The organism is Acidobacteriota bacterium (assembly GCA_016715115.1).
Taxonomy (GTDB): Bacteria; Acidobacteriota; Blastocatellia; order Pyrinomonadales; family Pyrinomonadaceae; genus JAFDVJ01.
Map to the genome: position 1 here is coordinate 16,689 of JADKBM010000006.1, position 26,852 is coordinate 43,540.

Consider the following 26,852-nt stretch of genomic DNA (forward strand, 5'->3'; position numbering starts at 1 on the left):
AAACAACCCCAAAGAAGGGGGCATCCCGGTGCGCTGGAACGCCGGAGGCCCCCGCGTTAAAGAGATGAGACCCAAAATCGCACGACAAGATGTTGAAAGGATCCTCGCCAAGCGCGGCGTGCAGGATCCCGTCGCGCTTGTCGGGATCCGCGGTTATTACTTGGATTCGAAGGGGAAACCGGGCACGAACGATCGCGGGATCTACGATGACGCGATCATCCTGATCACGCCGAAGATCTGCATCACGTTCCTCGCCAACACCGACCCGAGCATTTTCCGTCCGGGGATCGCGACGATGCGGCCGGGCGTCCACCGATACTACAAAGGCAAACACAAACAGCGCTATTGGGCGCTGCGTCTCGTTGGCGAAACGGTACCGGTGACACGCGACGGCCAGACCGGAACAAAAACCGGCATTGCCCTGAACATCCACAAAGGTTGTTTCCGGACCACTGGCTCCGAAGGCTGCCAAACGATTCACCCGCAGTATTGGGACGAGTTCATTGAACTCGTGTACGACGCGATGGATGACTACGGTCAAACGACGGTCCCCTATTGCCTCGTTGAAGAAGTTGAACGTCGGCGCGATACGCCGATCGCAAGCGCAGCCGAACCCCGAGAACCCCAGAAGCCCGCCGAGTTGCCTGCCGCCGTCACGTCAGTAGCGGCTGCACCGGTATCGGAAACGCCGTATGTCTCGGCGCCGGAACTGGTGCAGCCGACTCCCGCAGGAACCATAACCGCGACGTTGGAGGAAACGGATTGGTCCGGGAAGCTCGGTGGCTACGCGCAACAGTTCGATCAGGTCGACCAGGTCGTATCCCGGGTTTCAGGATCCTCGTGGCTGATCACCGGTGTGACGAAACTAACCGGAGTTGCGCTCCTGATCTGGTCGCTCATCAAGGAGAACTGGATCGAAAGCATCATCGCCGGTTGCCTGATCGTGGCAGCGATCTGGTACCTGACGCGTTCGAAGGACCGTGGATTTCAGAAAGAGAAACTGCGATTCAGCAAAGGCTTATGACTGAGACTCCCTATCTTCTACAGCCCGCAATTTTGATCTTTGGAATTTCGGCAATACTCGGTTTCGTGACGTGGCTGATCCGCCAGGAAGGCAAGATCACGCAGGCGTTGGAGCGGATCGCGAAGCTCGAGCTTGCGGCCGAAGAGATCCGGCACGAGATCATCGATCACAAAGATCGGGAGAATCTCCACTTCAACGAGCGGGTCGCCCGGCAGGTTGAGGAAAAGAACGACGCCCGATTCGGGCGACTTGAGGCGGACATCAAGGAGATCAAGCAGATGGTCCGCGATCTGACGAAGCGATGAAGGAAGTGTTGACTGATTTCTGGTATGCGATGACAGGGCCGCAACGGCGCGTCACGGTCGGAGTGCTTTTGCTGATCTCAGCGTGCTTTATCGGCGGCTGGTACAACGCGTTTGCGGGATGGCGCGCGAACCGCGCCCTTGAAAACGAGGCAAAGACGGCGCGTCGCGACGCCGATGCGGCGCTCAAACGCGCGGCGACGATCGCGGCGGCGATCAGGGAACAGGAAGAAGAACTACGGGAGCTGGAGGCGAAGCGAAATGTTGAACAAAAGCAATTGGAAAAGTCGGCTGCGCGCACTGGCGATGCTCAGCGTGATTACGATCGGACTCTTACCGAGCCTGTCACCGGGACTCCGAGCGCAGACGAACTCTGCGCCGACCTCGCAAAGCTCGGTTATCCGTGCCGATGACGAAGCGCTGCGCAAGGCGTGCGCGGAAGCTGTCGAGGAACTCAAAGCCGCCCGAAAGCTCATTGCCGCGCAGAAGGATCAGATCGAGGTCTACGAGCGCCTTCTTGAACTTGAGCGCGAGATCACGGCAACCGCAAAGCGAATCGGCGAACTGAGCGCGCGCGAACGCGATGAACTCGTCAAAGCGCTTAACGCAAAAGACCGTGAGATAGATGCATTGAAGGCCCAAAACGCCGAATTGAAAAGGCAACGGTTCACGCTATGGAAAGGGATCAAGATCGGTATTCTCGGCGCGGCCGCGGGAATTGTGATCGGGAAGGTCCTCTAGCGGAAAGTCTGCCGGTCATCGTCGGACATCGAGTTAATGGCCAAAACGATTGAAGTGCCGACCCGGTGATGACCGGCGAAATTTGAAATGTCGAGAAAGAACGCCACCACACCGAAAGCGACCCGCACGCTCTACAGCCAGGAAGCGGTGGAGCGTTGCCGGCAGCTTTATTGCAAGTACGGCGGCAAGAATCTCGAAGCGATCGAATTCGAGATGCGGCGCGACTGGCCCAAGTGGCAGCGCGCGATGCTCTTTGACCGGGGCCAGAAAAAGAACGCCCGGCTGGGCTGGGTGACCAAATTCGGGTTTGACAACAGCCTGAAGATCTACACGCAGAAGCTTGTCGAATCGATCAATGACGATGAGCAGGATCTTTATCTCGGGATCCGAACGATCCGAAAGGAATTGCAGAATGCGGTTTCAGGCAAGGAAGCCACAAAGGATCAGCTCTACCAGTACCGCGATTTTTGCAAGCTCGAGATCGAAGCGCGGCGGAATCTCGATCTGTCGCGGGACAATTTCGAAACGTTCGTCGCCGGATACGAAAAACTGATCAACTGGCTCGCGGAGATCGATTCGGATGCCGCGAAGAAGCTGATAGCCAACGGCGAAAAGCTTATCGAACTTGCGCAGGCGCACTATGGCAAGCAGGAAGAAGAGCACAACGGAACAAGCTCTGGAGAGGATGCGGGCGGCGAATGACCGCGCCCGGGTAAAAGCGTCGACGTCGCAGGATTTTGATATTTCGTTCGCGCCGCTCAGCTGGTTCCGAAAGCGCTGGGCCGACGTCGAAACAAAGAAACTGTTCATTGAAAACTTCATCTGGATTCGGGACGCGTTTGACGAGAACAAACTGACGAGACTGCAGTTGAATGACATTCAGCTTCATTTGCTCGGACACGTCACCGGCAAGGACATCGTGATCAAATCCCGACGTCAGGGATTGTCGACCTTTTTCAAGGCCGTCTCCTTTGCGAACGCCGTGGTCAACAGCGGACGGAACGTTCGGATCGTCCCCCACGATCCCGATACCGAAGCTCAATTCCGCGCGGACTTTCGGATCATGTACGAGAATTTGCCTCCGCATCTGCAGCCGCAGACCAAGTACTACTCGGAAGATCTGATCGAGTTCAAGGACGCCGCCAAAGGAACGATCAACTCGAGGATCTCGACGGCTTCGGTCCAGCCCGGCCACGAAGGCAAGGGGCGCGGTCAGACGATCACGGATCTGCACCTGACCGAGCCGCCGTTTTGGCGCGGTGACGCCAAGAAGGCCGCGACGGCGCTGCTCGAAGCCGCCCAGGGCGGCAACGTCGCGGTCGAATCAACCGCTTTCGGCATCGATTGGACCCATTCGGTCTATCAGCAGGGCAAAAAAGGAGAGGGCGGGTGGAGATCCTTCTTCTTTGAATGGTGGTGGAAACGTGAGTACCGGATCCAGGGCGCGAGATTTGAAAGGGTCAAAAAGGATCTGTTTCTTTTGAAGCCGGACCAGTCGACCGCGGAACTGAACGGCCGGCACAGGGATCTCGCGAAGGTCACGGAAGCGGAAACGAAAGTCGCGCCGTTGATTCTGGCGCATTTGAAAACCCTTGGCTATGCCGGCAAACACGCGAAGATCTTTGGACCGGAAGTGGCCGAATACATTGCGTGGCGCCGGGCGAAGATCGAGGAACTGCCGTCGGGCGAACCGCAGTTCTGCGTCGAATATCCGGAGAACGATCAGGATTGCTTCGAGCAGACCGGCCGTCCGGTCATACAGGCAAGATATTTGAAGGTTACCTGCGATCCGCAGCCCGAGCCGGTCGAAGGCCGCGAATACCTAATCGGCGCGGATACGTCGCTAGGGCTCGAGCACGGCGACTTTGCGGCGATCGAAGTACTCGACCTGCTTACGGGCCGGCAAGTGCATTCGGAAGAGCGGAAATGCTCGCCCGATCTGCTCGCGTACCGGTTGCAGGAACTGTCCGATCTTTACAACGGCGCGATGGTCGCGGTCGAACGGAACAACACCGGGATCGCAACGATCAAGCAGCTGCAGAAGCTCATCGCCGAGGAGCGGATTTTCCGGTATCTGGACCGGCGCCTGCAGCGGGCCGTCGAGGATGGGATTTTGACAATCGACGAGGCGATGCTCAAGGCCGAGTTCGGACTTCCGACCACGGGAGCCAACAAGGGAGAGTTCGGAGTGTTCCTCGAACAGGCGATCCGAACCGGCGAGATCGGATTGTCGAGCGAAGAATGGTGTGAACAGGCGAAAACCGTCGTTTGGTTTGACAACGCAAAGTGGGGAGCCCTGAGCGGCTATCACGACGACCGGGTGATGGCAATGGCGATTGCCAACTACGTCCGGCTGAATTTGCAGGGTCAGGCCGCCGGTTTCGTCGGTGTGATGCCGGAAGCGGGCTATAGCCGTTAGCCAGATTATGGATTCTGCCGTTTCTGAGCGTTTCTGGCGCGAGATTGCGACTTCGGACATGGTTCGGGGGCGATGTCGGCATACGTGATTAACACGCGCGAACTATCGATATGGACTTATTGACGAGATTACGAATTGCGATCGCAGCGTTCCGGCGTGCCGGCGGGATCGAGTTGCCCGACGGCAACGGCCGGCTCGGCCGCAGTTCGGACGAGAGCTTCGGAACCGGCATCAGCACGATGCTCAGCCGGTTCCAGACGATCTCGCCCGTCATCGATTTCGAAATGCTCGCGCTCCTCAAAAAGTTCTACCTTTTCAACCCGGATGTTTCGCAGTTCGTTTCGAATTTGCAGAACCTCGCAAACAACGGCCACACGGTAAGCGTCGACGCAACGACGGATGCCCGCGCCGAGGCAGCGGTGAACCGCCTCAACGAAGCGGCCTCGCGCCTGTTTCCGCTTGGCGCCGGGGTCGACGGGTTGTTGAACGCTTATCTGGCGCAGATCGCCTGGTCAGGCGCGCTGTCCAGCGAGGACGTGGTCAACTTCGCGGGCCGTCGCGTGGAAAAGGTCGTGCTCGTTCCGGTCGAGTCGATCCGCTTCAAGTACGACGAAGAGAATTTTGAATACCGGGCATATCAGCGGACCACGAATTACGCGCGCCGGGATCTGGAAAACCTGAATCTGATCCGGCTGTCGACCGAGACCTATCGCTACCTCGCGTTGCAGACGGTCGAAAACAATCCGTATGCAAAGCCGCCGGCGACGGCCGCGATCGATTCGATAATTCAGGGTCAGGAACCGATTCTCAAGAACATTCAGCACATTGCGCAAAAATTCGGATTGGCGGGTCTCGTGACCGCGTCGGTGATGCCGCCGCCCAAGAAGCCGAACGAGACGGACGCCGAATATCAGGGACGCGCGAAGAGTTATCTCAAAATGATTGCGACGTCGCTCGAAGGCCAGTTTTCCAAAGGACTGCTGGTTTCGTTCCGCGATCAAAAGCTCGAGCACGCGAACATCGCGGAGGGCGCGCGCGGCGTTTATGACCTGAACCGCATATCGGAAGAACAGGTAATGAGCGGTCTGGCAATGCAACCGGCCTTTTTCGGCCGAACCGATTCGACTACCGAAACCTATGCGGATGTCGTCTATAACCTGCTTCTCGCGCAGGTCCACAACATCCAGCGGTTGGTCAAACGCCGGCAGGAGGCAACGTACCGGCTCGACCTGCGGCTCGGCGGGATTGAGGTCGACGGCGTTTCGCTGTCCTTCAACAAGCCGTTTTCACGGAATGCTCTCGCGGACGCGCAAACCGGCGAGATCGAGATCCGGAACGTTCTCGAAAAAGTGCGCGCCGGACTGATCAGCCCCGACGAGGGAGCGCAGGAACTCGGCTACGAGTCCTGGTTTGACGAGCAACTGCTCGAAACGGCCCCGACGGCTGCCGCACTGATGCGCGACGGCACGCGGGAAGCCACCAAGTTCAATTTCCGATACGCGAAGTCGTTCGCGCGGTATGAGTTCGTTCAGCCGCGATTGACACTGGCCGGACGGGAAGAGAAAGCGGCCGGCGGAAACGTATTTCCGCTAAAAAAAAAAGCGAAAGCTTGAAACCACTTACGGAGGATGAAATTGATGAAATTCTTGAGCAGTTCATTGCGCGTTATCTGCGTGCTGTCGGCCCTGATGCTGACGTTGCTCTGCGTCTCGCCCTTGACCGGGCACGCGAGTTCCTACGGGAACACGCCGACACCGACTTTGAATCCGCGGACGACTTCGCGGACCGACTTCTCGAAGCCGTCGAACACGGTTACCGATCCGGCTGGCAATCGCCGCGCGCAATCGGCGCCGTTCGCCGGGCTTCCCGGGAGATCTACGAGTTTTACCGACTCAAGGATCCATCGCCCTTCGGCGAGTCTTCTCCCGTTCGCTTGCGGCTGGGAGGTCCCGACACCCGATCGATTAGATTCATCGGCGAGCTTGACCACTTCTATTTCAGCAAATTCGCGAATAACACGTCTGAACCGCTGCGCAAGTTTTTCGTTCAACGATACCTCGAGAACGGCGCCGCTTTGTTCGGCCGTGAAACCTCGGAAGAACTGGACGATTTCCGGCGTGCTGCCGGGGCCAAACTTGAGAACCTATCCGATCGACAGATCAAGACGATCGTTCAAACCGCGACCGCCCGAATACGAAACTGGGCTCACATCGGGAGCCTCGATCAGGCCCGGATCAAACTTGCCCGCGTCGTGGCGACTCTCGATTCGCGGACAACCGAGATCTGCCGGGAACTGGACGGAAAGCTGATACGCGTGGGCGTGGCCCACAAGACGATTCAAAGACTGAATCGGATGGAGCCGGGCGAGTTCGCCGCCGAGCTGTACGAAAGCCCGATCGGGAAGGCGATCTCGAAGGAGCCGGTAAAAACGATTCAGTCTTTTTTGGAAAAGGACGGCAAGACGATCGGCGACGATCTGGTGAAACTGGGGCGAGGATTTCCGCCCTACCACGCGAATTGCAGAACGCGCCTCGAAGGCGTGATAGCGGGAGTTGAAGATGAGTGAGACGTATTGGTATTTCGCGATCGGTGCCATCATCGCATGCTTTGCACTTGCGATCTGGTATCTGAAATTCCGGCGTCCAAAAGAGCAGCGAGCTTCGCAGTCGGTTCTCCAGGTGTTTGCCAACGTCATCGAGACCACGGCGCTCGGGATAACCATTGCGTCAAAAACCGGGGTTTCCGCTGAGCTGAAGGCAGCGGCCGACAGATCGTTGACACGACTGTTCGCCGATTGCAGACGCGTCGGGTAAACGCAGTTGCTGAATTTCTCGGATTTCCTGATCTACGTCATCCCGGCGGACCGCGAATACGATTCCGACGGGAATTACGTCCCGAATTTCCTGATCCGCGCCGATGATTACGACGGGACGATCTTCGATCACGACCCGCGTGCGGGCATCGGTTACATCTACGCGGCGGAGTTCGTGATTCCGGAATCGCTCGGCGCGGCTCGCGGAGAATTTGTCATCGCGGACTACAGCCGCAACTTTGAAACCGCGGAAGAGGCGATTCGCAACGGACCGGAACATTTGATCCTCTACATCAACGATCGTCCGAAATACGAAAAAACCAAATTCCACGGGCGCGGTATCAGCCACCCGTTGATCTGAACAAATATGAGTGAGATTCAGAACGTTGTGTCGAGCAATATCAGCGGAGCCGGATACGATCCGGAGGCGCGCGTGCTCACGGTGATTTTCAAGAGCGGCGCCGGTCACCGCTACCCGGACTTCCCGGCGGATAAATGGGCCGAGTTCTCCGCGACGTTCGACGGTACCAACGGATCAGCCGGCAAGTATTTTCACGCGAACATCAGGCATTTGCCGAACGAAAGGATCGAGGACTAGGACGATGAAACTGCAAAACGGAATTGAGATCGTAAGTCTGGAAGGGCAGCAGGCCAAGGTGAACCTGCTGGCGCGGTTTGCGGCGTCAGGCGTCGCGCCCGATACCCAACTTGCCGCCAAGCTCGCCAAAGCCGGGAAGGCATCGCTCTGGACCCAACAGAACAAGCAGGACAATTTCAATTTCGCGGACGTTTCCGATGTGCTGCCGGAGGATGGTGATTACATCAACGTCAGTTTCCGCGCGCTGTCGAAGTCGATCGTGCCGGGACATTGGCTCGATTGGACGAGCGGAGACGTGTTGAAGAACTCCGTTTCGAAACTTCCCGGCACCACGGTCTATCCGAATCACCAGATGTGGGATGTAAACAACTGGCTCGGTTCGGTCGTTTCCGCCGAATGGGATGAAGCGGGCGCGCAATCGGAAGGTGTGCCCGGGATCAATGCCACCTACAAGATCGACGCGTTGATGAACCCGCGAATCGCGCGCGGGCTGCTGATGCAGCCGCCGGCGATCCATTCAACGTCGATGACGGTCCTGTTCCGGTTCGAGTTCTCGCATCCGGACATCGCGGCCGACGACAAATACAAGTTCTTCCGGCTTCTCGGAGAAGAGGTCGATGGCGAAATCGTTCGCTTTATCGTCACTGAAATACTCGATTACTGGGATGCCAGCCTTGTATTTCAGGGAGCCGACCGGCTCGCGAAAAAACGCGCTGACGATGAAGACGATTTTGAAGATGACAGTCTCAGCGCCGACGCGGCGCCGGCAAACAACAGAAAGGAGAAAACTATGAAACTTGCAAAGGAACAGATCGCGGCGCTGGGTCTCGAGACCGAAACCGACGACGTGCCGGAGTCTCAGATTCTGGATCGCGCGCTCGAACTGGCGAAGGTCGCCGGCGAATACGACGGCGTCGATTTGGCGGCATTGAAGGCGAAAGCGGCGACCGCGGACAAATACGTTGAAAAGCAACGTGCCGAGGTGCGACGCCTCGCGCGTCTCGCCGAGCTCGGCGCGGAGGAGGGCGAGCTCGACGAATACGTCGCGCAGCAGATCGACGAAGCGGATTTCGATCGGCTCGTCAAAATGGCGTCCTACTACGAAAAGCGCGCGTCCGATCGGCTCCCCGCGGGCCGCAGTTCCGCTGAGGATTCGGACGCGATCGAAAACGCCGGCGGCGTACGCCAGTCGGCAACGGCTGTCCCTTCGGTTGGTCTTCACGACTAGGCCGGGACGTTAACTAAACCAGACGAGAGGAAAGTGAAATGAAAGCATTAGCGCAAGTTGAAGGTTTGGCGATCCCGGCGACCGTGGAAACGGCGGATCTGCCGAAAGATACGGTGGTCGCGATCACCGGCGACGCGACGGTCGACAAGGCCGCTGCGAACGGAACGCCGATCGGACGTCTGTCGGTACCGGCGAAGCTCGCCGACGGCATCGGCACGGTCGAGACGAAGTTCAAGGAACTGGTCGAGTGTGAGGCCGACGGGGCGATCACGGCCGGCGACTGGGTCAAACTCGGCGCGCTCAGCCCGTCGACCGGCAAGCACACGGTCAAGGCGTGGATCGAAGGAACCGACGCGCTCAAACGGCTCTACGGAGTTGCGTGGGTCGGCGGCGCGGACGAGGCAACGGTTAAGGTTCTGACTTTCTAATCAGAACGGCAAATTCCAGACAAAGGAGAAAAAAACTATGGGATACGGTTTGAAAGGAAACGTCAGACAGATTGTCGAGAGCCTCAATCGCCAGCGCGCGCTGCGCGGCGATTGCAATCTCTCGACCTACATTGCGGACAAATACAAGGATGCCGACGGTAATCCGCTGTCCGTGAATCATCTTTACGCGGAACTCGATGTTGATCCGCGCCGCACGACGGTCGACCAGCTGTACGCGGACCCTGATTCCGCGGCGCTGATGACGGAGATCATCCGTGACGGCGTTCGACGCGGGATGGGGATCGCTCAGCGCGAAAGCCTGCAGCGAATCCGGACGGCGGCGCTTGCCGGAACGTACGATGCGGGCCGCGAACGCTTCATGTCGCGCGAGGTCTTCCTTGACCCGGTGATGAGAGGCGCCGTTCAGAGCACCTTCTATCCGGATCTCGTGATCCGCGAGGAAACGGTTTCGCAGCCGACGGTCACGATGCCGCAAATCGAGATCGCGGACGCGCTGATGAAGGACTCGGCCGAAGCGGCGACGATCGAGGAAGGACTCGTCACGTACGGATCCAAAGACGTTAAGCTGACCAAAAAGGCCCGCGGGTTCAAGATCACGTACGAGGCGATCCGATACAACTCGCTGAGCCTCGCGCAGATCTTCTTTGAGGACGCCGGGCGGATCCTTGGCCACACGCTCAACGGAATGGCTGTCGAGACCATCATCAACGGTGATCAGGCCGACACCTCGGAATCCGCGGATGTGATCGGAGTCGAAAACACGGCCAACAAGGTGACCTGGTACGATCTCGCGCGCGTCGCGATCCAGCTGTCGCTCCTTGGTCGGACGGGATCGCAGATCATCGGCAACGCCACCTCGGCGCTGAATTTTCTGAACCTCACCGAGGTCAAGAACAAGCAGTTCCCGGGCGCGCCGCTGCTCGCCACAATGCTCAAGACCCCGCTCACGATGCCGGAGACGCTTTTTGTGTCGCCGAAGGTTACGGGAGACAAGGTCATCATTCAGGATCCGTCCGCGTCGATGATCCAGTTGACGTCGGCACCGCTGCTCGTCGAAACCGAGAAGATCATCTCAAAACAGATCGAGGCGGCGTACGTTTCGATCACGACGGGCTTCGCGAAGATCCAGCGCAATGCTTCGATCGTCGTCGACGGAGCGGTTGCCTTCTCGGGCAGCGGCTTCGATACCTGGATGCAGCCGTACAGCTAATCCGAAACTAGGCCCGGCCCGGGTTCGCCCGGGCCGGAATATAGATCTGTGAGGTGACAAATGAAAAAGGGAGACACCGTAAAGTTGCGGACCGGACAGGGAATCTTCGTTGATTTCGAAACCGGACTAGAGGTTGCCGGAACCGGCAAGGCGACGATTGGCGAGAAGATCGGCGCGGCGACTAAAGCCGCATTCAACGCCGGCGGATTGGTTTTGGAGGCGGCAAAACCCAAAGGCGCAAAGGACGTAGGTAAGGCCGAAAAGGCAAAGTCCCAAAAGACCGAAGAGCCCGATGCAGGTTCGGGTTTGGACGAAGAATAGTCTATGGCGCTGATCACTCCGAAAGAATTCTGTGAGCGATTCGACATCGCGACGGATATCGAACCGAACCGCATCGCTCCGGCGATCGGTTCGGCCTCGAGACGGTTGCGGAAGTGGGTCGGCGACACGAACTACGCAAATGGCGGGCTCGAAGCGGCGGAGTACGAGGATCTCCAGGCCGATCTGAAAAACGCGGAAGCCCATCTCGCCTACCATTACGCGATGATCGGGTTGAATTATCCGATGGGATCAAAAGGGATACTGGCGACCGCCGCATCCGGAGAGGGAGGAGAACTGCGGAAGTACTTGACGCCGGATCAGGTTGCGCAAGTGCAGATCCAATTCCTTGAGGCGGCGCGTGAAATCGCGGAGCCGTATATGGACGCCGACGGATCGCCGAAAATCGGATTTGAATACGTAGAAGATGAGTAGCATCCGGGTTGACACACGCGGGATCGATGAGTTCGTCGTTGAGATGGGCAAGGCCAAACACGCGCTGCTGGGCCGGCTCGCGGAACGCGGCTACCAGCTTTTGCGGCGCGAGATCCGGCAACCGCTCACGAGACCGGAAATCTTCTGCAAGGCGTCGCGCCGCCGCTCGGGATGTCGAACCGCTCACAGAACTCTTTCGGAGTGACGACTATCGACTATCCGATCGCGACCCTGACAGTTTCGGCACGGTCCGGGCGCACGGGATCCCGGCAGGCAACGGTTCATTCGCCGAACGGCAAAACGAAGAAAGTCACGTTGCGCGCGCAGCGCGATTTCAATTATGCCGAAGCGGTTGCCCGGGGGCGGGCCGCGATCCGGCCGCGGACGGCCAAGGCGCTTCTCGTACCGGTGCCGACCGCGCCGAGCGGCGAGAGCTATCTGACCGTCAACGGCAAGATCTACGTATTCCGTCGCCGCGCGGCCGCGACCAAACCGAATCCGTTCGACGACCGAGCGGCGGCCCAGCTGGAAGCACAGGCCCCGAGGATCGGAGATGCGGTTTTCAGGGAGTTCTTCGAATGAAGGATCAACAAAATTATTTGGCGATCACACTGCGCCGCGGTGAAACGGAGGCGATCGTCCTTGAGTATGGGCCGGAAGATCTGACGCAGTCCAGGTACGACCTGACGGGCAAGTCGGTTGAAATGCGCATCAAGCCGGACGGTCAGGATGAAATCGTGTTCGAATCAGCGCCGGAGATCGAGATAACGGATGAGGCCGGGGGAGAGATCACGGTCGCAATTCCGGGAGCGACCATCGACGCGTGGGAATTTCAGAACGCGAAATATGTGATCTTGCTGGATGGATCGCAGCTGATCGTAGGCGATCTGACGATCGTGAGTTTGTATGAGTAAGCCGACCGTAATAGTCAAAAACGAGAAGATCTCGGTCGTAAGCCGGGGTATCCAAGGCCCGGCGGGGATCACCGGGCCGGCGGGACCTCCGGGTTCAACCGATGCCGGCGACATCACGAATTTCGCGGCGACGGTGCGCGCGACAACGCTGACCGGGCTGGCGGCGGGTTCGAATCAGGCGATCGCCGGGACGGATACGATATTGCAGGCCTTCGCGAATCTGCAGGCGCAGATTTCGGGATTCTCTGGGATGGCGATTGGCGGCACGATCGGCGGTTCGCCGACGGCGGGGAGTGTGCTGTTTGTTGGGGCCGGAGGCGTCTTGGCGAACGATGCCGCATTGAAATGGGATGTCTCGGCACTGGCACTGACTATCGGTGACACTAGCGTCAGTGCGGGGCGGGCTTGGATTGCACAACGATTTCCCGGAGAAAACATAGCGGCACTGTTCAGCGGGCTCGTGACGCCAGCAACAAACAATTACGCTTTTGCCGCTGGTGGCACGGTCACATTTATCAATTTTGGACCCACAGGTCAGTTGACCATTCGAAGTGAGAATGTCCCTGTGGCTGAGTGTGGTGGATCGACCCCCTTCACCTTTTACGCGAAAGACGCCAACCGGACACCGTTGGCAATTAAGGGCGCGTCGTCGCAGACCGCTAATTTGTTTGAATGGAAAAACAATAGCGACGCGGTCTTTGGCGCTTTGAATGCCTCGGGGGACCTCTATTTGTACGATCGCTACATCGTGCTGGAATATGCGGGCAGTGCCCGCGGCTACTGGCACCCGGTCGTTGGCGGTTGGACGGTCAACTCGGGATTCGGTTTTATGTTCACCGCTTCCAGCGGCGGCGTAAATTATGCAGACACCGGACTGTTTCGTGCTGCCGCCGCCATCGTAAAAATCACAGACGCATCATCGGGTGGCGGCGCTCTGCAATTGCAGGAAATGTCAGCCCCGTCTGCACCTGCGGCCAATAACGTGATCGTATTCGCCGAGGACAACGGCTCCGGAAAGACACGACTGATGGCGAGATTTTCGTCCGGTGCGGCCCAGCAGATCGCGATCGAACCGTAAAAAACGTATGGGACTGAAAATAGCAACACTGCAATTCACCAACCGCTTCGGCGGCGTCGAAAACGCGCTCCTGACATGGGCCGGCGCGGACATCAACTACGGACGCGCCGGATCCGTCCGGTTCGCCGTCTTCGAAAACGCCGACGAGTGGGCGCGTGGCAACCAGAAAGCGACGTTCGTCCTGCCGATCACGGAAGCCGAGGTGCTGGCGATGTTTCAACGCATCGGCAACGTCGCGCTCGAGATCTCCGACGCGAGCTGGGATCTGGCGGCGACGACCAAGTTCATCCCGTCGCGGGTGATCAACGACGAGACGGGCGAGCCCGAGACCAAACAATTCTCGCTCACGGATCTCCGCGCCGAGATCACGGACATCGGGTTGCCGGAGGGATTCAAAACAACATGACCGACTTCAAGCAAAAACTAAAGATAGGCGCTGCCGAGACCTCGCTTGGCGATCTGATCGAGTTCGCGCTCGACAACAGCCAATCGGGCTCGATCGAGGGGATCAAGCAGAAACGCGCGATCAAGGCGAAGCTTGCCGAAGGCGAGGACCTGACGACCGAGGAGATTCTCCTCGTCAAAACCTCGGCGCTCCAAACGTTGAAGGACGGGGCGACGATTAAGCTGCTCGAAGTGCTCGCGCCAAACGATCTCAAATGAGCAATCCGATCGAAATCAGTGTTTTCGAATTCCTTGAGACCGCGATCGCGGCGGCCGCGGATACGTCCGCGCTTTGCGATATCGAGCTGCACGACACCGTCTACCAGAAGATCCAGTCCGCGGCCGGCGTTCGGATCAGCGAGTGCGTTTCGATGCCTTCGCCCGGCGTCGGCGGCGAGATCAAGGAGATCGACGCGGTTCTTACCCTCGTCGTTTTTGCCAAAGTGGAGGGCAAAGACAAATCCGCCCGCGCGGAAGCGCTCAAGCGATGCTGGGCGATCGAATCCGCGCTCGTTTCGCTGCTGAACGAGAACGCAAGTCTCGGCGATCGTGTCTGTGATCTGTTGATCGGACGATCGGTGCGCGGCTATGACGTATTTGACGGAGAGCCATTTGCGGTGGCGAACATTCCGCTCACGGTAAATCCGATGGGCGATACCTACAAGAACTATTAGGAGAAACGCGTGATCAAACTAAAGGTACCAAAACGTAAGGATCTGCCCGAATTCGTGAATCAGGGCAATTTCTCGGCTGAGCTGCAGCCGGGCAAGACGATCGAGACGATCAGCCGCACGTTTGCGGATTTCCTTGTTCGTGAATTCGGACTGAAGGAGCTATCCCCGAACGACGAAACCGAGGCCGCCAACACAGACCAGCAGGAGGAGAGTGAATAATGTCCGACACCAGAACCAATAGAAAATACGCGTGGGCGCTTCAGGCGGATTACGCTACGCAAAAGGCGATCTCGGCCGGCAATTACAAGCAGCTGATCGTGATCGATGACAACAAGCTCGAGTATCAACCCGGAATCGCGGATGATGCCGAGTGGTCGCACGGCGTGAATTCCGAAACCCAGGAATGGCTTGAACGGCACGACGTGCGGGTCCAGCACACCATTCCGGGCCACGCTCAGGAAATCGGCAAGGTGTTCTATCTGACGATGGGCGACACCGTGACGACGCCGGGCGGCGCGACGAACACCCGCAAGCATACCTTTGTCCCGACCGATCCGACCGTGACGCGCCAGAACAAGGCCGTGTCGTACGTCGAAAAACTCGGCGACGGCTGGCACAAACTGGCGCCGTCGATGGTCGGCGACGGTTGGTCGCTCAAAGGTGATGGAGCCGGAATTCTGACTTTGGATTTCGGGCTTGTCGGCAACGGCAAGGTCGTCAACAATCCGGCCGTTACCTATCCGCCGACCGCGACGCCGGTCGTAACAAATCTCAGCGGATTGTACAAACTGTTCAACACGATGATGGGGATCACGCCCGACGACGGAGATGCGTACACGGATCCGTACGCGTGCCGGTACCGATCGTTCGAGGTCAATTACAAGAACACCCTGCTCGAAGAAGCGGGATTCCGTCCGGGTTGCCAGAACTTTCTGGTCGACGGAGATCCGGACAGCGGAATGATCCGCTCGGCGTGCGAATTCGACAAGCAAATGCTCGATTTCACGTTCAACGTCGATATGGCCTCCGGCAGTCCGGAGTTTGAATGCGTTCAGGACCAGCGTCCGATCGCGATCACGCTCGAGGCCGTCGGCGGCGAGATCGAATCCGGACAGAACTACAGGCTGAAGACCATCATCAACATCGCCAAGTACCGAACGACTCAGCCGGTGCTCGTCAACGATATCTGGCAGTTCGCCATCTCCGGCAAGGCGCTGTTTGACGTGTCCGCCAACAAGCTGTTCACCGTCGAACTGACAAACGACGTCACCAGCTACGCAACCGCGTTCTAATTTCCGTGGCGGACGGAATTCCGCCGAATTTCTCAACAGGAGAACAAAACGTTATGACCGAACCAGCCCTCGGTATTGAAAAAGCAGCAGAACCGGCGTATGACGCCTCGGCACCCAATCGATTTGAATTCAAAGTGACCGACGACGGGCAGGTGTTCGACACCGCCCACGTCTTCAAACCGCTCAGCGACGAGCGATATCTGCAGTGGGTCGGCGAACTCAAGCTGCGATCGGCCGGTGATGAACTGGACGAAAACGCCCGGGCCGCGTCGATCGCACTCTGGAACGATCTGATCGAACGGGTCGAGAACATCGACACCGAAGGGATCGATGGCTCCTGGAAAGACCTGATTCCCGATCAGGAGAAGATTGACTCGCTCAATGAACTGCTGGCTATCGCGATCGTCGATGACGAAGCCAAGCCGACAACCGGTGTCCGGAAACTCGGGACGCTCGCGCAAACGCAAACGGTCTTCACCGAAGCACATTTCAACGGCCAGATCGTTCGCCAAAGCCACAAGATGCTCAAGCGATCGCTGGAATTCGAGAAGAAGCACAACCGAATCCAGCAACGCAGGTTCAAGCAGGAACAGACGCGCGGACTGCGCCGAAAGGCGAAGGTCGAGTATGTTCCCCAGGACGAGGCGATCGGGAAACTGTATGACGAGATGTTCGTTTCGGTGTCGGGCTTCGCGGGCGACGTTGTGCCGCTGCGCTTCAAAAACGTCGTAATCGCGGCGCTTTTTGCCCCGGTCCTAGACCCAAAAAAGTAGCCGCGGCCGCGAATCTGATCCGCGCTCGCGTCTTTGAACGGGCATACGAAGATCTCGGCTCCGGCGCTCGTGTCTGTCCCGGCGAAACGGACTGTCAGGATTTCGCGGCCGCGCGCGGCGAAACGCCGGAAGAAAAGGAGGAATCAGTCTGTACGGGCTGCCAGTTTCTTCCGACAAAATGGCTGACCAACCCGGATGAGGAAGCCGATGACGGGTCAGACCCGGCTGAACTTGCCGACGAAATCGAGGACATCGTGCGTTGGGAGAACGCCGGCTTCGAAATCGACTGGGATCCGTACCCGTTCGAAACGGTAAAGCTCTTCATTCTGTGGCGAGAATACGAGATCCAAATCAAAAACCTCCGGGCCGCAAGGATCCAGAGGTTTATCGAAAGAACCTGATCTTTGACAATCAATTCTCAGTGTTTCGTTTGATAGCGCGAAGAAGTTCGATGATCTCTTCGTTTTGTCTGACGAGGATTCGAAGAAGCTCGGTCTGGTTGTTTGGAATGTTTTCAACGAGGATCTGTTTTTCAAGCCTCTCTCGAATGACGTACAGCTGTCCGAGTGACTCCCGCAGCTTAGTCAAGCGATCCTGGCCTTCTTTGACCTTGGCATATTCGTCTGAGTACTTTTCCCGAAGTGCAGTCAGATCGTCTTCCGCGATTTTCACGACTTCTTCCGCGACACGAATCTTTTCATTCATTTCGTCAAGTTGCCGGGCCGCGTCGTTTTTCATTTTCATCGGTCTGGGTGTCGGCTTTGTTTGCGCTGGCACAACCGATGCCGCGAGCAATACGGCGAGCAATAAAAGCATATATTTCATGTCTTCGAACCTCCTGAGAATTGATTGAGTCAAAAGTCTAAACCCAATGGCGAGAAAAGTTCAACTAATCATCGACGTGAAGGATGCGGATTTCGACCGGGCGAGCCAATCGGCCCGGCGGATGAAGCGTGCGGTGGACGATCTTGCCGACGGTGGTGCCCGGGTTGGCTCCTCTCTGTCAACCGCCCGGGTTGCCGCCGGTGCATTCATCGGCAGTCTCGGAACCGCTGCCGTTACCGCGATCACTCAGAAGTTTATGGAGGGCGCTGCCGCTCTTCTGCAATACAAATCCAGTCTCCAGCAAACCGAAATCGGATTCACGACACTGCTTGGTAGCGGTGACCGTGCGAAAAAGCTCCTCCTCGATATACAGAATTTCGCAAAATCGACCCCGTTTGAATTTCAGGGCATTGCCCAACTGTCTCAACGATTGCTCGGCGCAAACGTCGAGGCTTCGAAGATCATTCCGCTGATGACCGACATCGGAAATGTCGTCGCAGCGACCGGCGAGACGTCACAGGAACGACTCGAAGGCGTCACCGTCGCTCTCGTGCAGATGATCAGCAAGCAGAAAGTCTCGGCCGAAGAGATGGAACAGCTTGCCGAGCGGGGTGTCAACGGATTCGATCTCCTGTCAAAAGCGACCGGCAGAACGCAGGCCGATCTGAGAAAAATGGCGGAAGAAGGCAAAATATCTTCCGAAGTGATGCTCAGCGCACTTCAAAAGGTGTCACGCGAGCGGTTCGGCGATGCGATGGAACGGCAAAGCCGCACGTTCGCCGGCTCGATGTCCAACATCCGTGATTCGCTGTTTCAAGTGGCATCGAACGCGTTTCAGCCGCTTTATGATCGGATTGGGAATTTGGCCTATCGGTTCTCCCAAGATATCGGCAAACAAGGCAATGATTTCAAGGGCGTCGGTAATGTCATAGCCCAGTACATCGGCGAAGGGCTCGGACTCGGGCTCGGTGCGATCATTGACAGTTTGGGGAAATACCTGGGGAGTCGCCTTTCGGGGATATTCACCAAGGGCGAGATCATAGATCCGATCACAAAGAACCTATTTGGCGGATTCTTCAGTGCTCTCGGCGAGGGGCTTGGAATCATTGAACCGGGAAAGATCGCGGAACCGATCAAGCGGGATCTGCAGGACGTAAACGGTGCAGTTCAATCCCTCACGCCGATCGGCGATGTGCTCAAGGCTGCCGAAGCGAAACAGCAGACGGCGGAACTGTCTGAGATCGTCAAGGACCTGACGACCAAGATCCAGTTCTTCGGGCAACAGTCCGAGGTTGCCGCCACAAAACAAAAACTGCTTGCCAAGAACATCGATCTCCGGGCGCCGCTCGCACGCAACGCGCTTGCATTGGCATCGCAAATCGACCGTTTGAAGGCGAGTCAAAAGGAATATGAAACGCTTGCCGGTGTCGTTCGCAACCTGTCGCTGCAGGTGATTTTCTTCGGCGACGAATCTCAGGTGGCAGCGACAAAACAGCAACTGCTGAGTCAGGGAATCACCAATATGAACAGCGCTCTCGCTCAGCAATCCTTGCTGTGGGCGCAGGAACTCGATCGCCTCAAGGCGGCCAAGACGGCTCAGGACGACTACAACCAACAACTCAAGGGAGCGAGCGACTATCTCGATGATCTGGCGCAAAGTGCCGATTTCGAATTCAGATTTCCGGAGGCGACCCAGCTTCAACAATTGGAAGAATGGGTGTTGCGACAAGGCAAAAACTTCGATTCCTTGAACTCGAAGATCGAGCTTACGCGAGCGACGCTGCAGAAGGTTGCGACGAAGAAAAACGTCCAGAATTTGATGGACCTCAATCGGTCCGGTATGCAGCAATTGACTGAATTCATCCAGGGATTGAACGGCACAAAAGGGCCGCTGGACGAAGCCCTGCAGAATGTCTCGAGCGGACTCGGATTGAATGGGTTAAAAGACAACAATGGCGTCGACGTAACAATGTCGGCATTCAGCAGTCAGATTCAAGGATTTGTAAACGCGTACCGGGAAGCGCTCAAGGTGCTGGACGTCGATACGTCGGTTGGCGCCCTCGGGAAGATCCGCGAAGCCTGGAAGGGATTCTTGACGACGTTTCAAAATGCCGAAGGTTTTGCCATCATTGGCGATAAAACGGAGGCGGACCAGTGGATCCAAACCTTCCTTAAACTTGCAGACGCGATCGATCTGGCAAACAAGAAAGCTACCGACGAGGCGGGTAAAGATTTCATTGCGGATCTCAACGAGGAAATCGCACAGCTGAACGTCCAATTGGGAATCAGCGCCGAACTCAGCAAACGCGATGCCGCGGCGAAACAGCTCCAGACAGAAGCGTATGCGGGGCTCGATCCAAAGATCCGGGACGCGATTCTTGCCAAGGCGCAGGAGATCGACACGCTCAAAGCGTCGGTACGGGCGCAGGAGGAATATCAACGCGCCTTTGACCAAACGGCCGGAATGTTCGAGGACATCCTTTCGAACATCGCAGATCGCAATTGGTCCGGGTTGTTTGATTCGATCATCGGCGAAATGCGTCGATTCCTGATCCGTGCGGCCGCGGAGTGGCTCACGTCGAAGTTTTTCAAACTGCTTACCGGTCAATCGTCAGGATCGGGCGGGGGATCGCAGATACCCGGTCTGGGCGGAATCTTCGGCGGTGGTGGTGGCGGCGGCGGCGGAATCTTCGGCGGCGGACAGACTCCAAGCTGGAATCCGAACATACCGTTGCAACTCCCGGGTTCAGGTAGTGGCGGTGGCGGAATCAGTCTGCCTTCCGGTATATCGATCCCAACCGCTTCACCCGGAAGAGCAAATGCGGGCGGCGGTGGCGGGTTTTTTGGCGGCGGCACATCCGGGACGATCGGCGGGATCGCGGCCGTCGCGACGATCGCCGGCGGGATTATTGGTGGGCGATGGGGAAACACGATATCGCTGGCCGGTACGGGCGCGATGCTCGGACTCCAATTCGGCGGTCCGGTGGGTGCCGCGATCGGCGCGGCGATCGGTGCCGGCGCCGGAATCCTGATGGGTATTCTGGGAGGCGACCCGAAGCGCAAGCGTGACAAAAAGGAGAAGATGCCGCAACTCAACAAAGGATTTGCCGATGCCTTTGCGGAAATGCAGCAGCTGATCGAGGACGTTCGGTTTTTCCGAACTGATCCGGATCAGGCATTGACCAAGGCGCGTGAACTCCGGGCCGCGATTGCCGGCGGGTTTGGCGTCCAGTTCGAGAGCAAAAAATACAAGCGCGAGTCAAGATCGGCGATCGAGCGCAAGCTCGCGGAATTCGACAAGGAACCGGACGGTCTGTATGACCAACTCAAAAAGGCCGTCGAGATCGCAAAAGGCGCAGCCGACCGCAACAAACGAATTCTGCCCGAATTCGCCGCCGGCGTTTTTCTGCGGCCGAACGGTTTGCTCCCCGGTCGGTTTGACGGACGGGACGATCTGCTCGCATTGCTGTCGCGCGGGGAAATGGTTCTGAATCCGGGCCAGCAGGCGCGCGCTCGAGCCGCGGCCGGCTTCGATGTATTCGCCTCGGCAGGCGTTCCCAACTATCCGTCGGCGGCGGCGTCACCGAAATTGGCAACCGGCGGGATCGCCGGAGCGGGAATCACCGTCCAGCCGAGTTTCAACCTCATTCTTGAGGGCGTGTCGTTCACCGAGAGCGCTCGAGCGTGGATCGAATCCGACGATGGCAAACGGACGATGATCAGGGTCAATAAGAAACTGAAGAAGACCGGTGATATCTGATGATCAAGGGAATATCGCAATCGATCGGTTACCGCCTGCAGGAACTATACAACGGAGTTCGTGCCGATGTTAAGCAGCTGCAGGATGATTTCGCCGCACTGACCGCAGGATCCGGGGAGGCGAACACCGCCGCAAACGTCGGCGTCGCCGGCGTCGGTATATATAAGGAAAAATCCGGCGTGGAATTGCGGTTTAAGAACCTCAACGCCGGATCGAGCAAGCTCACGATCACAAACGACGCCGGAGACAACGAGGTCGACATCGACGTTGTCCCGGCGAATCTCACCGGTATTCCGCAAAGCGGCATTACGGATCTGACGGCGGACCTTGCGGCAAAGGCCCCGATCGCGTCGCCGGCGCTGACCGGCACGCCGACTGCGCCGACTGCGGCGGGCGGCACGAACACGACGCAACTGGCGACGACTGCCTTCGTCGCGGCCGCGCTCGCCACGCTGATCAACTCCGCGCCCGGCGCGCTCGACACGCTCGACGAGCTGGCAGCCGCTTTTGGCGACGACCCGAACTTCGCGGCCACGATGACTACGGCGCTCGCGGGGAAACAGCCTGTTGACAGCGAATTGACAGCGCTTGCCGGATTGACCTCGGCCGCCGACAAACTGCCCTATTTCACGGGATCTGGCGCGGCCGCACTCGCTGATCTATCCGCGTTTATCCGAACTCTGACCGGCGCGGCCGACGCCGCGGCCGCACGATCGACGCTCGGCGTCGATGCCGCGGAAGGGTGGACCGTGATCGTCAAATCGGCGAACCAGGACGTGACAAATTCCGGAGTCGCGAACGACTCCGAATTTTCATTTGCGGTAACTGCCAACGCGCACTATCTGGTCGAACTGCAGTTGGTGATTTCCGGCAACAACACGACGGCCGATTACACGGCCGATCTCAGGGTGGATTCCGGCACCATCAGGGGCAAAGGCACCTATCAGGGACTGACGGCCGCCGGCGCCGTCGCAAACGTGATCATCACTGCGGCAGCGGCGGCAAATACGACGGCCGTTCCGACGGGTGTGCCGACTGCGAATTTAGATGATCTTGTGGCCGTGAAAATGGCTTTTGCATTTACGGCCTCGGCGACGACGACGTTCCGGTACAGGTTCGGCAATGCTACCCCCACGTCGGGCGCAACGTCCCGAACGTGGAAGGGGTCGATAATGAGGTACAAAACCTTAGACTGATGGCAAGAGTACTTTCAACAGATCTGCAGACGATTTTGGCAGGTGATACGCGTGAGATCGTATGGACCGCCGACATTTCGTTTCCGACAATCGATTCGCTGCGCCTTTCCAGCGAGCCGATCGATCTGTATTCGAATGATCTGAACGATACCTCCGAGATCCGTCTAACGATGGAATCTCCCGCCGATCGTGTGGGACTGCAGTTTCAAAACGTCGACGGTGTGCTTGGACGACACCTTGTTGATAATCTGGCCGAATGGTTAAACGCGGAGTGTGTTGTCGGGCGTCTTTATCGAGGATCAGGGCTCGAGGAATGGATCGAACTGTTCCCGGGAGTGGTGCAGCAACCGGACGCGACTGATCTTGTGTTCTCGTTTGACGTTTTGTCCGATCTCGTCGCCCCCGGGCAGATCGTATGCAACCGCACACTCGCGCTGCCCTGCAGCTTCGTCTTCAAAGATCCGAAGACGTGCGGATATGTCGGGGCTGAGACGGCCTGCAATCACCATTTGCGGTCTAAATCCGGCTGCGACGGACTAGGTTGGGGGCACGCCTTCGGAGGATTTGAGCATCGGTACAATCCTGATGCGTCAGCGCCAGGCACGGGTGGAAACATTGATATCGGAAACGGCGGTGGAAACGGATGCCCGCGATTGGATCAGTGGATCGCCGTGATTGCCGATGGCCAGTTCGGCGTGAAGAAAGTGGCGGATCTCACGACGTCGGACTTGCTTCTTAATCCGATCGACGGGTCGGCTCATCCAATCAGGTCACTTCATCGTCTTGACCAAATCGCGATCTACGAAGTCGAAACCAAATCAGGCGCGAGATGTTACTCGTCGCCGACCCACAAACTGATCACCTGCGCGTCCGATCGGGTAGGCCAACCGGTCACCCAGTTTTGGTTTGGAGATCCAGTAATGGTTTACGAGGCAGGATGCCCCGCCCAATCATCTGTCAAATACGTGCGACAAAGCGCTTCGATCGGATCTGTCGTAAAAATCGAAATGATCAGCGGCCATATCTACGCGGCCGGCGACACGCAGGACGGTTTGATAGTCGCGCATAACACGAAAAACCCGGTTGATGTGGAGATAAATCAGATATGACCTTTATTGACCATTTGAGGAACAGCAGTCCGGAATCTCGATATTTGGAGGTCGCCTTCGGGCGTCACGTCGTCGCCGGTGATCTCGCAAAGTCAATTGTCACCGGCACGTCGCCGACCCACATTGTGACCATTCAGCAGATTCTTGGCGAGGCGTTCGGAAAAGGTTGGAAAGGGATTGTCGGTGCGTGGTTTCGGGGTGTGAATCGGTCGGCCGCGTCGATGGTATTTCACCCCGGGAAACGAGCGCCGGAGCCCGAATACAAAGCCTTCACGGTCGATCATACGACGAACACGATAACGTGTGCCGCCCACGGATACTTGGACGACGATATGGTGTTTGTGTCCGGCATCGATCTCGCTGATCCATTGACCGCGGATACGATCTATTTCGTTCGGGATGCCGCGACCAATACCTTTAAGGTGGCGTCTCTCCTGGGCGGAACCGCAATTGATTTGACGGACAACGGTTCGGGCAGTCAATTTGTCATAAAGAACGATCTGGAACAGGGCGTCGACGCGGTATTTTTGTCGGATACGCCGCATTCGAATACTGCCTGGGTCCGTGCGCAATGTCCGAGCGGAAGTGAGAGCGGGATTCCTGACATCGACACAAAGAATAACCCGCCTGACGGATTCAGCTGCATTATCGACTGCCAGACAGGCGACATCTACGACGACGGCGGCGACGTCGTCGACACGGATCAATTGCTCACGAATCCGGCTGACGTGCTCGCGTTCGGGGCGATGGAAATCTGGAAGAAACCGGCTGCCCGAATTGACTGGATTTCCCTCGATAATTTGCGGCAAATCGCAAACGAGCAGGTAACGCCTGATTATACGACGCTCCCTCAAGGAGTAGGTCTAACCGCTCGCTATTATGACGGAGACGCCTTTGACACGCTCAAGGAAACGCGGGTTGATCCCGTGGTTCAGTTCGATCCGTCAAGCGGTGCCCCGGCGTTGAACTTGAACGTCGATGACTTCTCCGCCCGGTTTGAAGGGAAGATCCGCGCCAAGTATTCGGAAACGTATACGTTCTATTTGACCCACGACAACGGCGGCAAGCTTTGGGTTGATAATTTGTCAACTGTTCTGATCGACCAATGGGGGACCGTCGGCACACATTCGGCGACAATTGCCCTGACGGCCGATTCGTTTTATGACATCAAACTCGAGTGGAACGAATCGGGTTCGACCGCTGAGTTCAAGCTGGAGTGGGAATCGCCAAGCCAGCCTCGACAAACGGTGCCTCAAGATCGGTTATACCCAAAGAACGTCGACCTCAACCGGTTCGAAAGTCACGTTGCATTTATCAGGCCGACGACGTTCGCCGACTTTCTCCGGCAGATACTCTTTTCCTGCAATGGCTTATATCAGGATGTTGGCGGAAAACTGTCGTTCTTTTGCGTTGATGAATTGTCAACGGTGTTTGATTTCGACGAGTCGAACATCGTCAAAAAGAACGGGTTCAGGTTCTACTCTCGATTCTCTCAACAAGAACTGCTGAATCTGCCAAATCGGTTCATTGCCGATGGTCGCGATTTGGAAAGCCGGTATCTGGAGAAATTTGACCCCGAGTTGTTTTACGACCTGCCGGAACTGCAGGAGAAAGCGCATCGGATTATCGAAGAGACCGTGTTCGTCGGGAACTCACGCCGTTGGCAGGTTCTCGACAATTTGCGGCATTACGCCAAGCTTCGCACGGCCGGGCTGGTGTGCGAGTTTGACGGAATGCCGCAAACTCTTTCAGTCCAGCCCGGCGATCTGGTGCGGGTTACGCACTCGTTGCCGGGCTGGACTGAAAAGAGGTTTCTCGTTCTCGAGGCAACGGACAAAGCGATCGGAAAAGACGCTGATGAGCGGATTATCAAATGTTTGGAGTGGACCTAAATGGCATACGATTTTCGAAATTCAAGTTTGATCGGCAAGGCGGATTTATTCGCCTGGCATCCCGCCGACACGGCCGTCTCCGGCGCGCTCGTTAGCGATGCCTCGGGCAACGGGCGAGATCTCGTTTGTGGCTCGAACGCGCCGGCGTTGCAGGCTGATGTTCTGAACGGCCGCTCGGCGATTTACTTCAACGGTTCGACGAATGAGCCGCTCGTTTATTCGCACGGGTCGACGGTGTCACCAAGGCATTTCTTCATCGTTGCCAAATTCGATGGCGCGACATTCTCCGCGAATCTCGAAGGATTGTTGTCGGACGGCGCATCGAACGGGTTGCTGATCGGCCAAGGTGCAACCGAAACGAAGTTCTACAACTTCTCGCACGGCGGCAGTTACATCTATAAGAAGGCGGATCTTGCATACGCGGAATCAAATCAGGCGGCGCCCATGAACGCGTTCGCGGTCATTGAACTTCAATTTCCGGCTGGGATCGCGATGGACGGTATTCAGATCGGTCGCGATCGTGGTTTCAGTGGTCGTAAGTGGAAAGGATGGTTTCTCGAATCGCTGGTGTACTCGACGAGCCAGAATGACAACGTTCGGGCGAACATTTATCGATACTTCGCCCAGAAGTGGCAATTGTGGCAGATTGATTCGGCTGGCCGATACATCTTCCCGTTTGCCGCCGATCGAACCCGGACCGAGGAACGTGGTCAGGAATCCTACCTTTCGGAGCCGTATGACGGCGACCCGAAAGCACTTGTCCGGGGCGATTTCAAGAGCAATTTTGCCTGTAGTTTTTCGGTGCGAGAGGAAGCGGAAATGTTGGCTGTCCACTCGTTCTACGAGCAGCACTTCCCGCTTACGAAATTCGTCTACCGCGACTGGCGCTACTACCCTGCCCGCGACCGAATCGTCAGATTCGCGACCACGGTGACTGAGCAAGGTTCTGAGGTGAGCAATCGGTTCAATTACGCGTTTGGAGTTCGGGAGGTTTGATCAAGTCATCGGCATAATTTGCAGCAATGTGATCCTTAAGCCTAGCGAAGAGGTGGTGAACTTCATAAACGTATTTGTCTACCCTACGCATCTCGAAGAAAGCCAACGATGCCCGAGAAGGACAGCCCTCAGGTAATGGTTGGTCAAACAATGCCCAGTCAACTCGTTCTTGCAAGTCTTCAGTCGCGATTCGCAACGCGTCTCCGGATCCTCTGAGGTGTTCCAGAAGGAGTGTTAGCGTTCTGTCGTTTGTATTTGGCACTTTGATCCCTCCACTATTCAAAAGCAATAGGGCTTAAGAATACCTAGAAACATTTGAGTGAGTCAATTCACCGTTTCGCTCATTATCGTGTTGGTGATGAC

At 57.2% G+C, this 26,852-nt stretch carries 31 protein-coding genes and 1 pseudogene; 31 read left to right on the forward strand and 1 reads right to left on the reverse strand.

The features are described from left to right. The first annotated feature begins 64 nt into the window (after positions 1-64). The 26 genes from IPN69_08170 (at position 65) to IPN69_08295 (ending at position 16,711) form a co-directional block, all read left to right on the forward strand. A complete protein-coding gene (locus IPN69_08170; GenBank protein ID MBK8810693.1) occupies positions 65-1,024 on the forward strand; it encodes a hypothetical protein in 960 nt (319 codons plus the stop codon). Next, complete coding sequence (locus IPN69_08175) at positions 1,021-1,329, forward strand: hypothetical protein (protein ID MBK8810694.1); 309 nt, start codon at positions 1,021-1,023, stop codon at positions 1,327-1,329. Before IPN69_08170 ends, IPN69_08175 begins: the two co-directional genes overlap by 4 nt. Then, positions 1,326-1,739 (forward strand): hypothetical protein, encoded by a 414-nt coding sequence (locus tag IPN69_08180; GenBank protein ID MBK8810695.1) that lies wholly within the window; start codon positions 1,326-1,328, stop codon positions 1,737-1,739. The genes IPN69_08175 and IPN69_08180 overlap by 4 nt, the downstream gene beginning before the upstream one ends. Then, complete coding sequence (locus IPN69_08185) at positions 1,633-2,067, forward strand: hypothetical protein (protein MBK8810696.1); 435 nt, start codon at positions 1,633-1,635, stop codon at positions 2,065-2,067. The genes IPN69_08180 and IPN69_08185 overlap by 107 nt, the downstream gene beginning before the upstream one ends. Before the next feature lie 87 nt (positions 2,068-2,154). Further along, positions 2,155-2,769 carry a hypothetical protein gene (locus tag IPN69_08190; GenBank protein MBK8810697.1) on the forward strand — a complete coding sequence of 205 codons (615 nt, stop codon included), beginning with the start codon at positions 2,155-2,157 and terminating at the stop codon, positions 2,767-2,769. Then, entirely contained in the window at positions 2,708-4,486 is a 1,779-nt protein-coding gene (locus tag IPN69_08195) for a hypothetical protein (protein MBK8810698.1), read from the forward strand. Before IPN69_08190 ends, IPN69_08195 begins: the two co-directional genes overlap by 62 nt. A 110-nt stretch (positions 4,487-4,596) precedes the next feature. Next, positions 4,597-6,099 carry a hypothetical protein gene (locus tag IPN69_08200; GenBank protein ID MBK8810699.1) on the forward strand — a complete coding sequence of 501 codons (1,503 nt, stop codon included), beginning with the start codon at positions 4,597-4,599 and terminating at the stop codon, positions 6,097-6,099. Beyond that, positions 6,096-7,052 carry a hypothetical protein gene (locus IPN69_08205; protein MBK8810700.1) on the forward strand — a complete coding sequence of 319 codons (957 nt, stop codon included), beginning with the start codon at positions 6,096-6,098 and terminating at the stop codon, positions 7,050-7,052. The genes IPN69_08200 and IPN69_08205 overlap by 4 nt, the downstream gene beginning before the upstream one ends. Then, positions 7,045-7,299 (forward strand): hypothetical protein, encoded by a 255-nt coding sequence (locus IPN69_08210; protein ID MBK8810701.1) that lies wholly within the window; start codon positions 7,045-7,047, stop codon positions 7,297-7,299. The genes IPN69_08205 and IPN69_08210 overlap by 8 nt, the downstream gene beginning before the upstream one ends. A gap of 6 nt (positions 7,300-7,305) precedes the next feature. Next, entirely contained in the window at positions 7,306-7,659 is a 354-nt protein-coding gene (locus IPN69_08215; GenBank protein MBK8810702.1) for a hypothetical protein, read from the forward strand. A gap of 6 nt (positions 7,660-7,665) precedes the next feature. Next, a complete protein-coding gene (locus IPN69_08220; protein MBK8810703.1) occupies positions 7,666-7,896 on the forward strand; it encodes a KTSC domain-containing protein in 231 nt (76 codons plus the stop codon). Between the two features lie 4 nt (positions 7,897-7,900). Then, a complete protein-coding gene (locus tag IPN69_08225) occupies positions 7,901-9,124 on the forward strand; it encodes a hypothetical protein (protein ID MBK8810704.1) in 1,224 nt (407 codons plus the stop codon). 38 nt (positions 9,125-9,162) lie between these two features. Next, positions 9,163-9,552, forward strand: coding sequence for a hypothetical protein (locus IPN69_08230; protein MBK8810705.1), 390 nt, complete (start codon positions 9,163-9,165; stop codon positions 9,550-9,552). A 37-nt stretch (positions 9,553-9,589) separates the two neighbouring features. Further along, positions 9,590-10,783, forward strand: coding sequence for a hypothetical protein (locus tag IPN69_08235; protein ID MBK8810706.1), 1,194 nt, complete (start codon positions 9,590-9,592; stop codon positions 10,781-10,783). A gap of 60 nt (positions 10,784-10,843) precedes the next feature. Further along, positions 10,844-11,104, forward strand: coding sequence for a hypothetical protein (locus IPN69_08240; protein MBK8810707.1), 261 nt, complete (start codon positions 10,844-10,846; stop codon positions 11,102-11,104). Between the two features lie 3 nt (positions 11,105-11,107). Further along, positions 11,108-11,536, forward strand: a complete 429-nt coding sequence (locus tag IPN69_08245; protein MBK8810708.1) for a hypothetical protein — start codon at positions 11,108-11,110, stop codon at positions 11,534-11,536. After that, positions 11,529-11,741, forward strand: a complete 213-nt coding sequence (locus tag IPN69_08250; protein MBK8810709.1) for a hypothetical protein — start codon at positions 11,529-11,531, stop codon at positions 11,739-11,741. Before IPN69_08245 ends, IPN69_08250 begins: the two co-directional genes overlap by 8 nt. Continuing rightward, positions 11,738-12,118 carry a hypothetical protein gene (locus IPN69_08255; GenBank protein MBK8810710.1) on the forward strand — a complete coding sequence of 127 codons (381 nt, stop codon included), beginning with the start codon at positions 11,738-11,740 and terminating at the stop codon, positions 12,116-12,118. Before IPN69_08250 ends, IPN69_08255 begins: the two co-directional genes overlap by 4 nt. After that, positions 12,115-12,450, forward strand: a complete 336-nt coding sequence (locus tag IPN69_08260; GenBank protein ID MBK8810711.1) for a hypothetical protein — start codon at positions 12,115-12,117, stop codon at positions 12,448-12,450. The genes IPN69_08255 and IPN69_08260 overlap by 4 nt, the downstream gene beginning before the upstream one ends. Continuing rightward, positions 12,443-13,528, forward strand: a complete 1,086-nt coding sequence (locus tag IPN69_08265) for a hypothetical protein (GenBank protein MBK8810712.1) — start codon at positions 12,443-12,445, stop codon at positions 13,526-13,528. The genes IPN69_08260 and IPN69_08265 overlap by 8 nt, the downstream gene beginning before the upstream one ends. 7 nt (positions 13,529-13,535) lie before the next feature. Beyond that, complete coding sequence (locus IPN69_08270) at positions 13,536-13,934, forward strand: hypothetical protein (GenBank protein MBK8810713.1); 399 nt, start codon at positions 13,536-13,538, stop codon at positions 13,932-13,934. After that, complete coding sequence (locus IPN69_08275) at positions 13,931-14,191, forward strand: hypothetical protein (protein MBK8810714.1); 261 nt, start codon at positions 13,931-13,933, stop codon at positions 14,189-14,191. Before IPN69_08270 ends, IPN69_08275 begins: the two co-directional genes overlap by 4 nt. Then, on the forward strand, positions 14,188-14,646 hold the full coding sequence (locus IPN69_08280) for a hypothetical protein (protein MBK8810715.1): 459 nt from the start codon (positions 14,188-14,190) through the stop codon (positions 14,644-14,646). Before IPN69_08275 ends, IPN69_08280 begins: the two co-directional genes overlap by 4 nt. Before the next feature lie 9 nt (positions 14,647-14,655). Then, a complete protein-coding gene (locus IPN69_08285; protein MBK8810716.1) occupies positions 14,656-14,865 on the forward strand; it encodes a hypothetical protein in 210 nt (69 codons plus the stop codon). After that, positions 14,865-15,938, forward strand: a complete 1,074-nt coding sequence (locus IPN69_08290; GenBank protein MBK8810717.1) for a hypothetical protein — start codon at positions 14,865-14,867, stop codon at positions 15,936-15,938. The genes IPN69_08285 and IPN69_08290 overlap by 1 nt, the downstream gene beginning before the upstream one ends. 53 nt (positions 15,939-15,991) lie before the next feature. Beyond that, positions 15,992-16,711 (forward strand): hypothetical protein, encoded by a 720-nt coding sequence (locus IPN69_08295; protein MBK8810718.1) that lies wholly within the window; start codon positions 15,992-15,994, stop codon positions 16,709-16,711. A 411-nt stretch (positions 16,712-17,122) separates the two neighbouring features. On the opposite strand, the gene IPN69_08300 is transcribed toward IPN69_08295, so the two are convergent. Beyond that, a complete protein-coding gene (locus tag IPN69_08300) occupies positions 17,123-17,449 on the reverse strand; it encodes a hypothetical protein (protein ID MBK8810719.1) in 327 nt (108 codons plus the stop codon). A gap of 133 nt (positions 17,450-17,582) precedes the next feature. On the opposite strand from IPN69_08300, the gene IPN69_08305 reads away from it, so the two are divergent. The 5 genes and pseudogenes from IPN69_08305 to IPN69_08325 all read left to right on the forward strand — a co-directional run bounded on the left by IPN69_08305 (position 17,583) and on the right by IPN69_08325 (position 26,489). Beyond that, positions 17,583-21,296 carry a tape measure protein gene (locus tag IPN69_08305; protein ID MBK8810720.1) on the forward strand — a complete coding sequence of 1,238 codons (3,714 nt, stop codon included), beginning with the start codon at positions 17,583-17,585 and terminating at the stop codon, positions 21,294-21,296. A gap of 326 nt (positions 21,297-21,622) precedes the next feature. Beyond that, a pseudogene (locus tag IPN69_08310) lies at positions 21,623-21,931 on the forward strand (phage tail protein). 560 nt (positions 21,932-22,491) lie between these two features. Next, positions 22,492-23,601 carry a hypothetical protein gene (locus IPN69_08315; protein MBK8810721.1) on the forward strand — a complete coding sequence of 370 codons (1,110 nt, stop codon included), beginning with the start codon at positions 22,492-22,494 and terminating at the stop codon, positions 23,599-23,601. Beyond that, positions 23,598-25,493 (forward strand): hypothetical protein, encoded by a 1,896-nt coding sequence (locus IPN69_08320; protein ID MBK8810722.1) that lies wholly within the window; start codon positions 23,598-23,600, stop codon positions 25,491-25,493. Before IPN69_08315 ends, IPN69_08320 begins: the two co-directional genes overlap by 4 nt. Further along, positions 25,494-26,489, forward strand: a complete 996-nt coding sequence (locus IPN69_08325; protein ID MBK8810723.1) for a hypothetical protein — start codon at positions 25,494-25,496, stop codon at positions 26,487-26,489. The last annotated feature ends 363 nt before the right edge of the window (positions 26,490-26,852 follow it).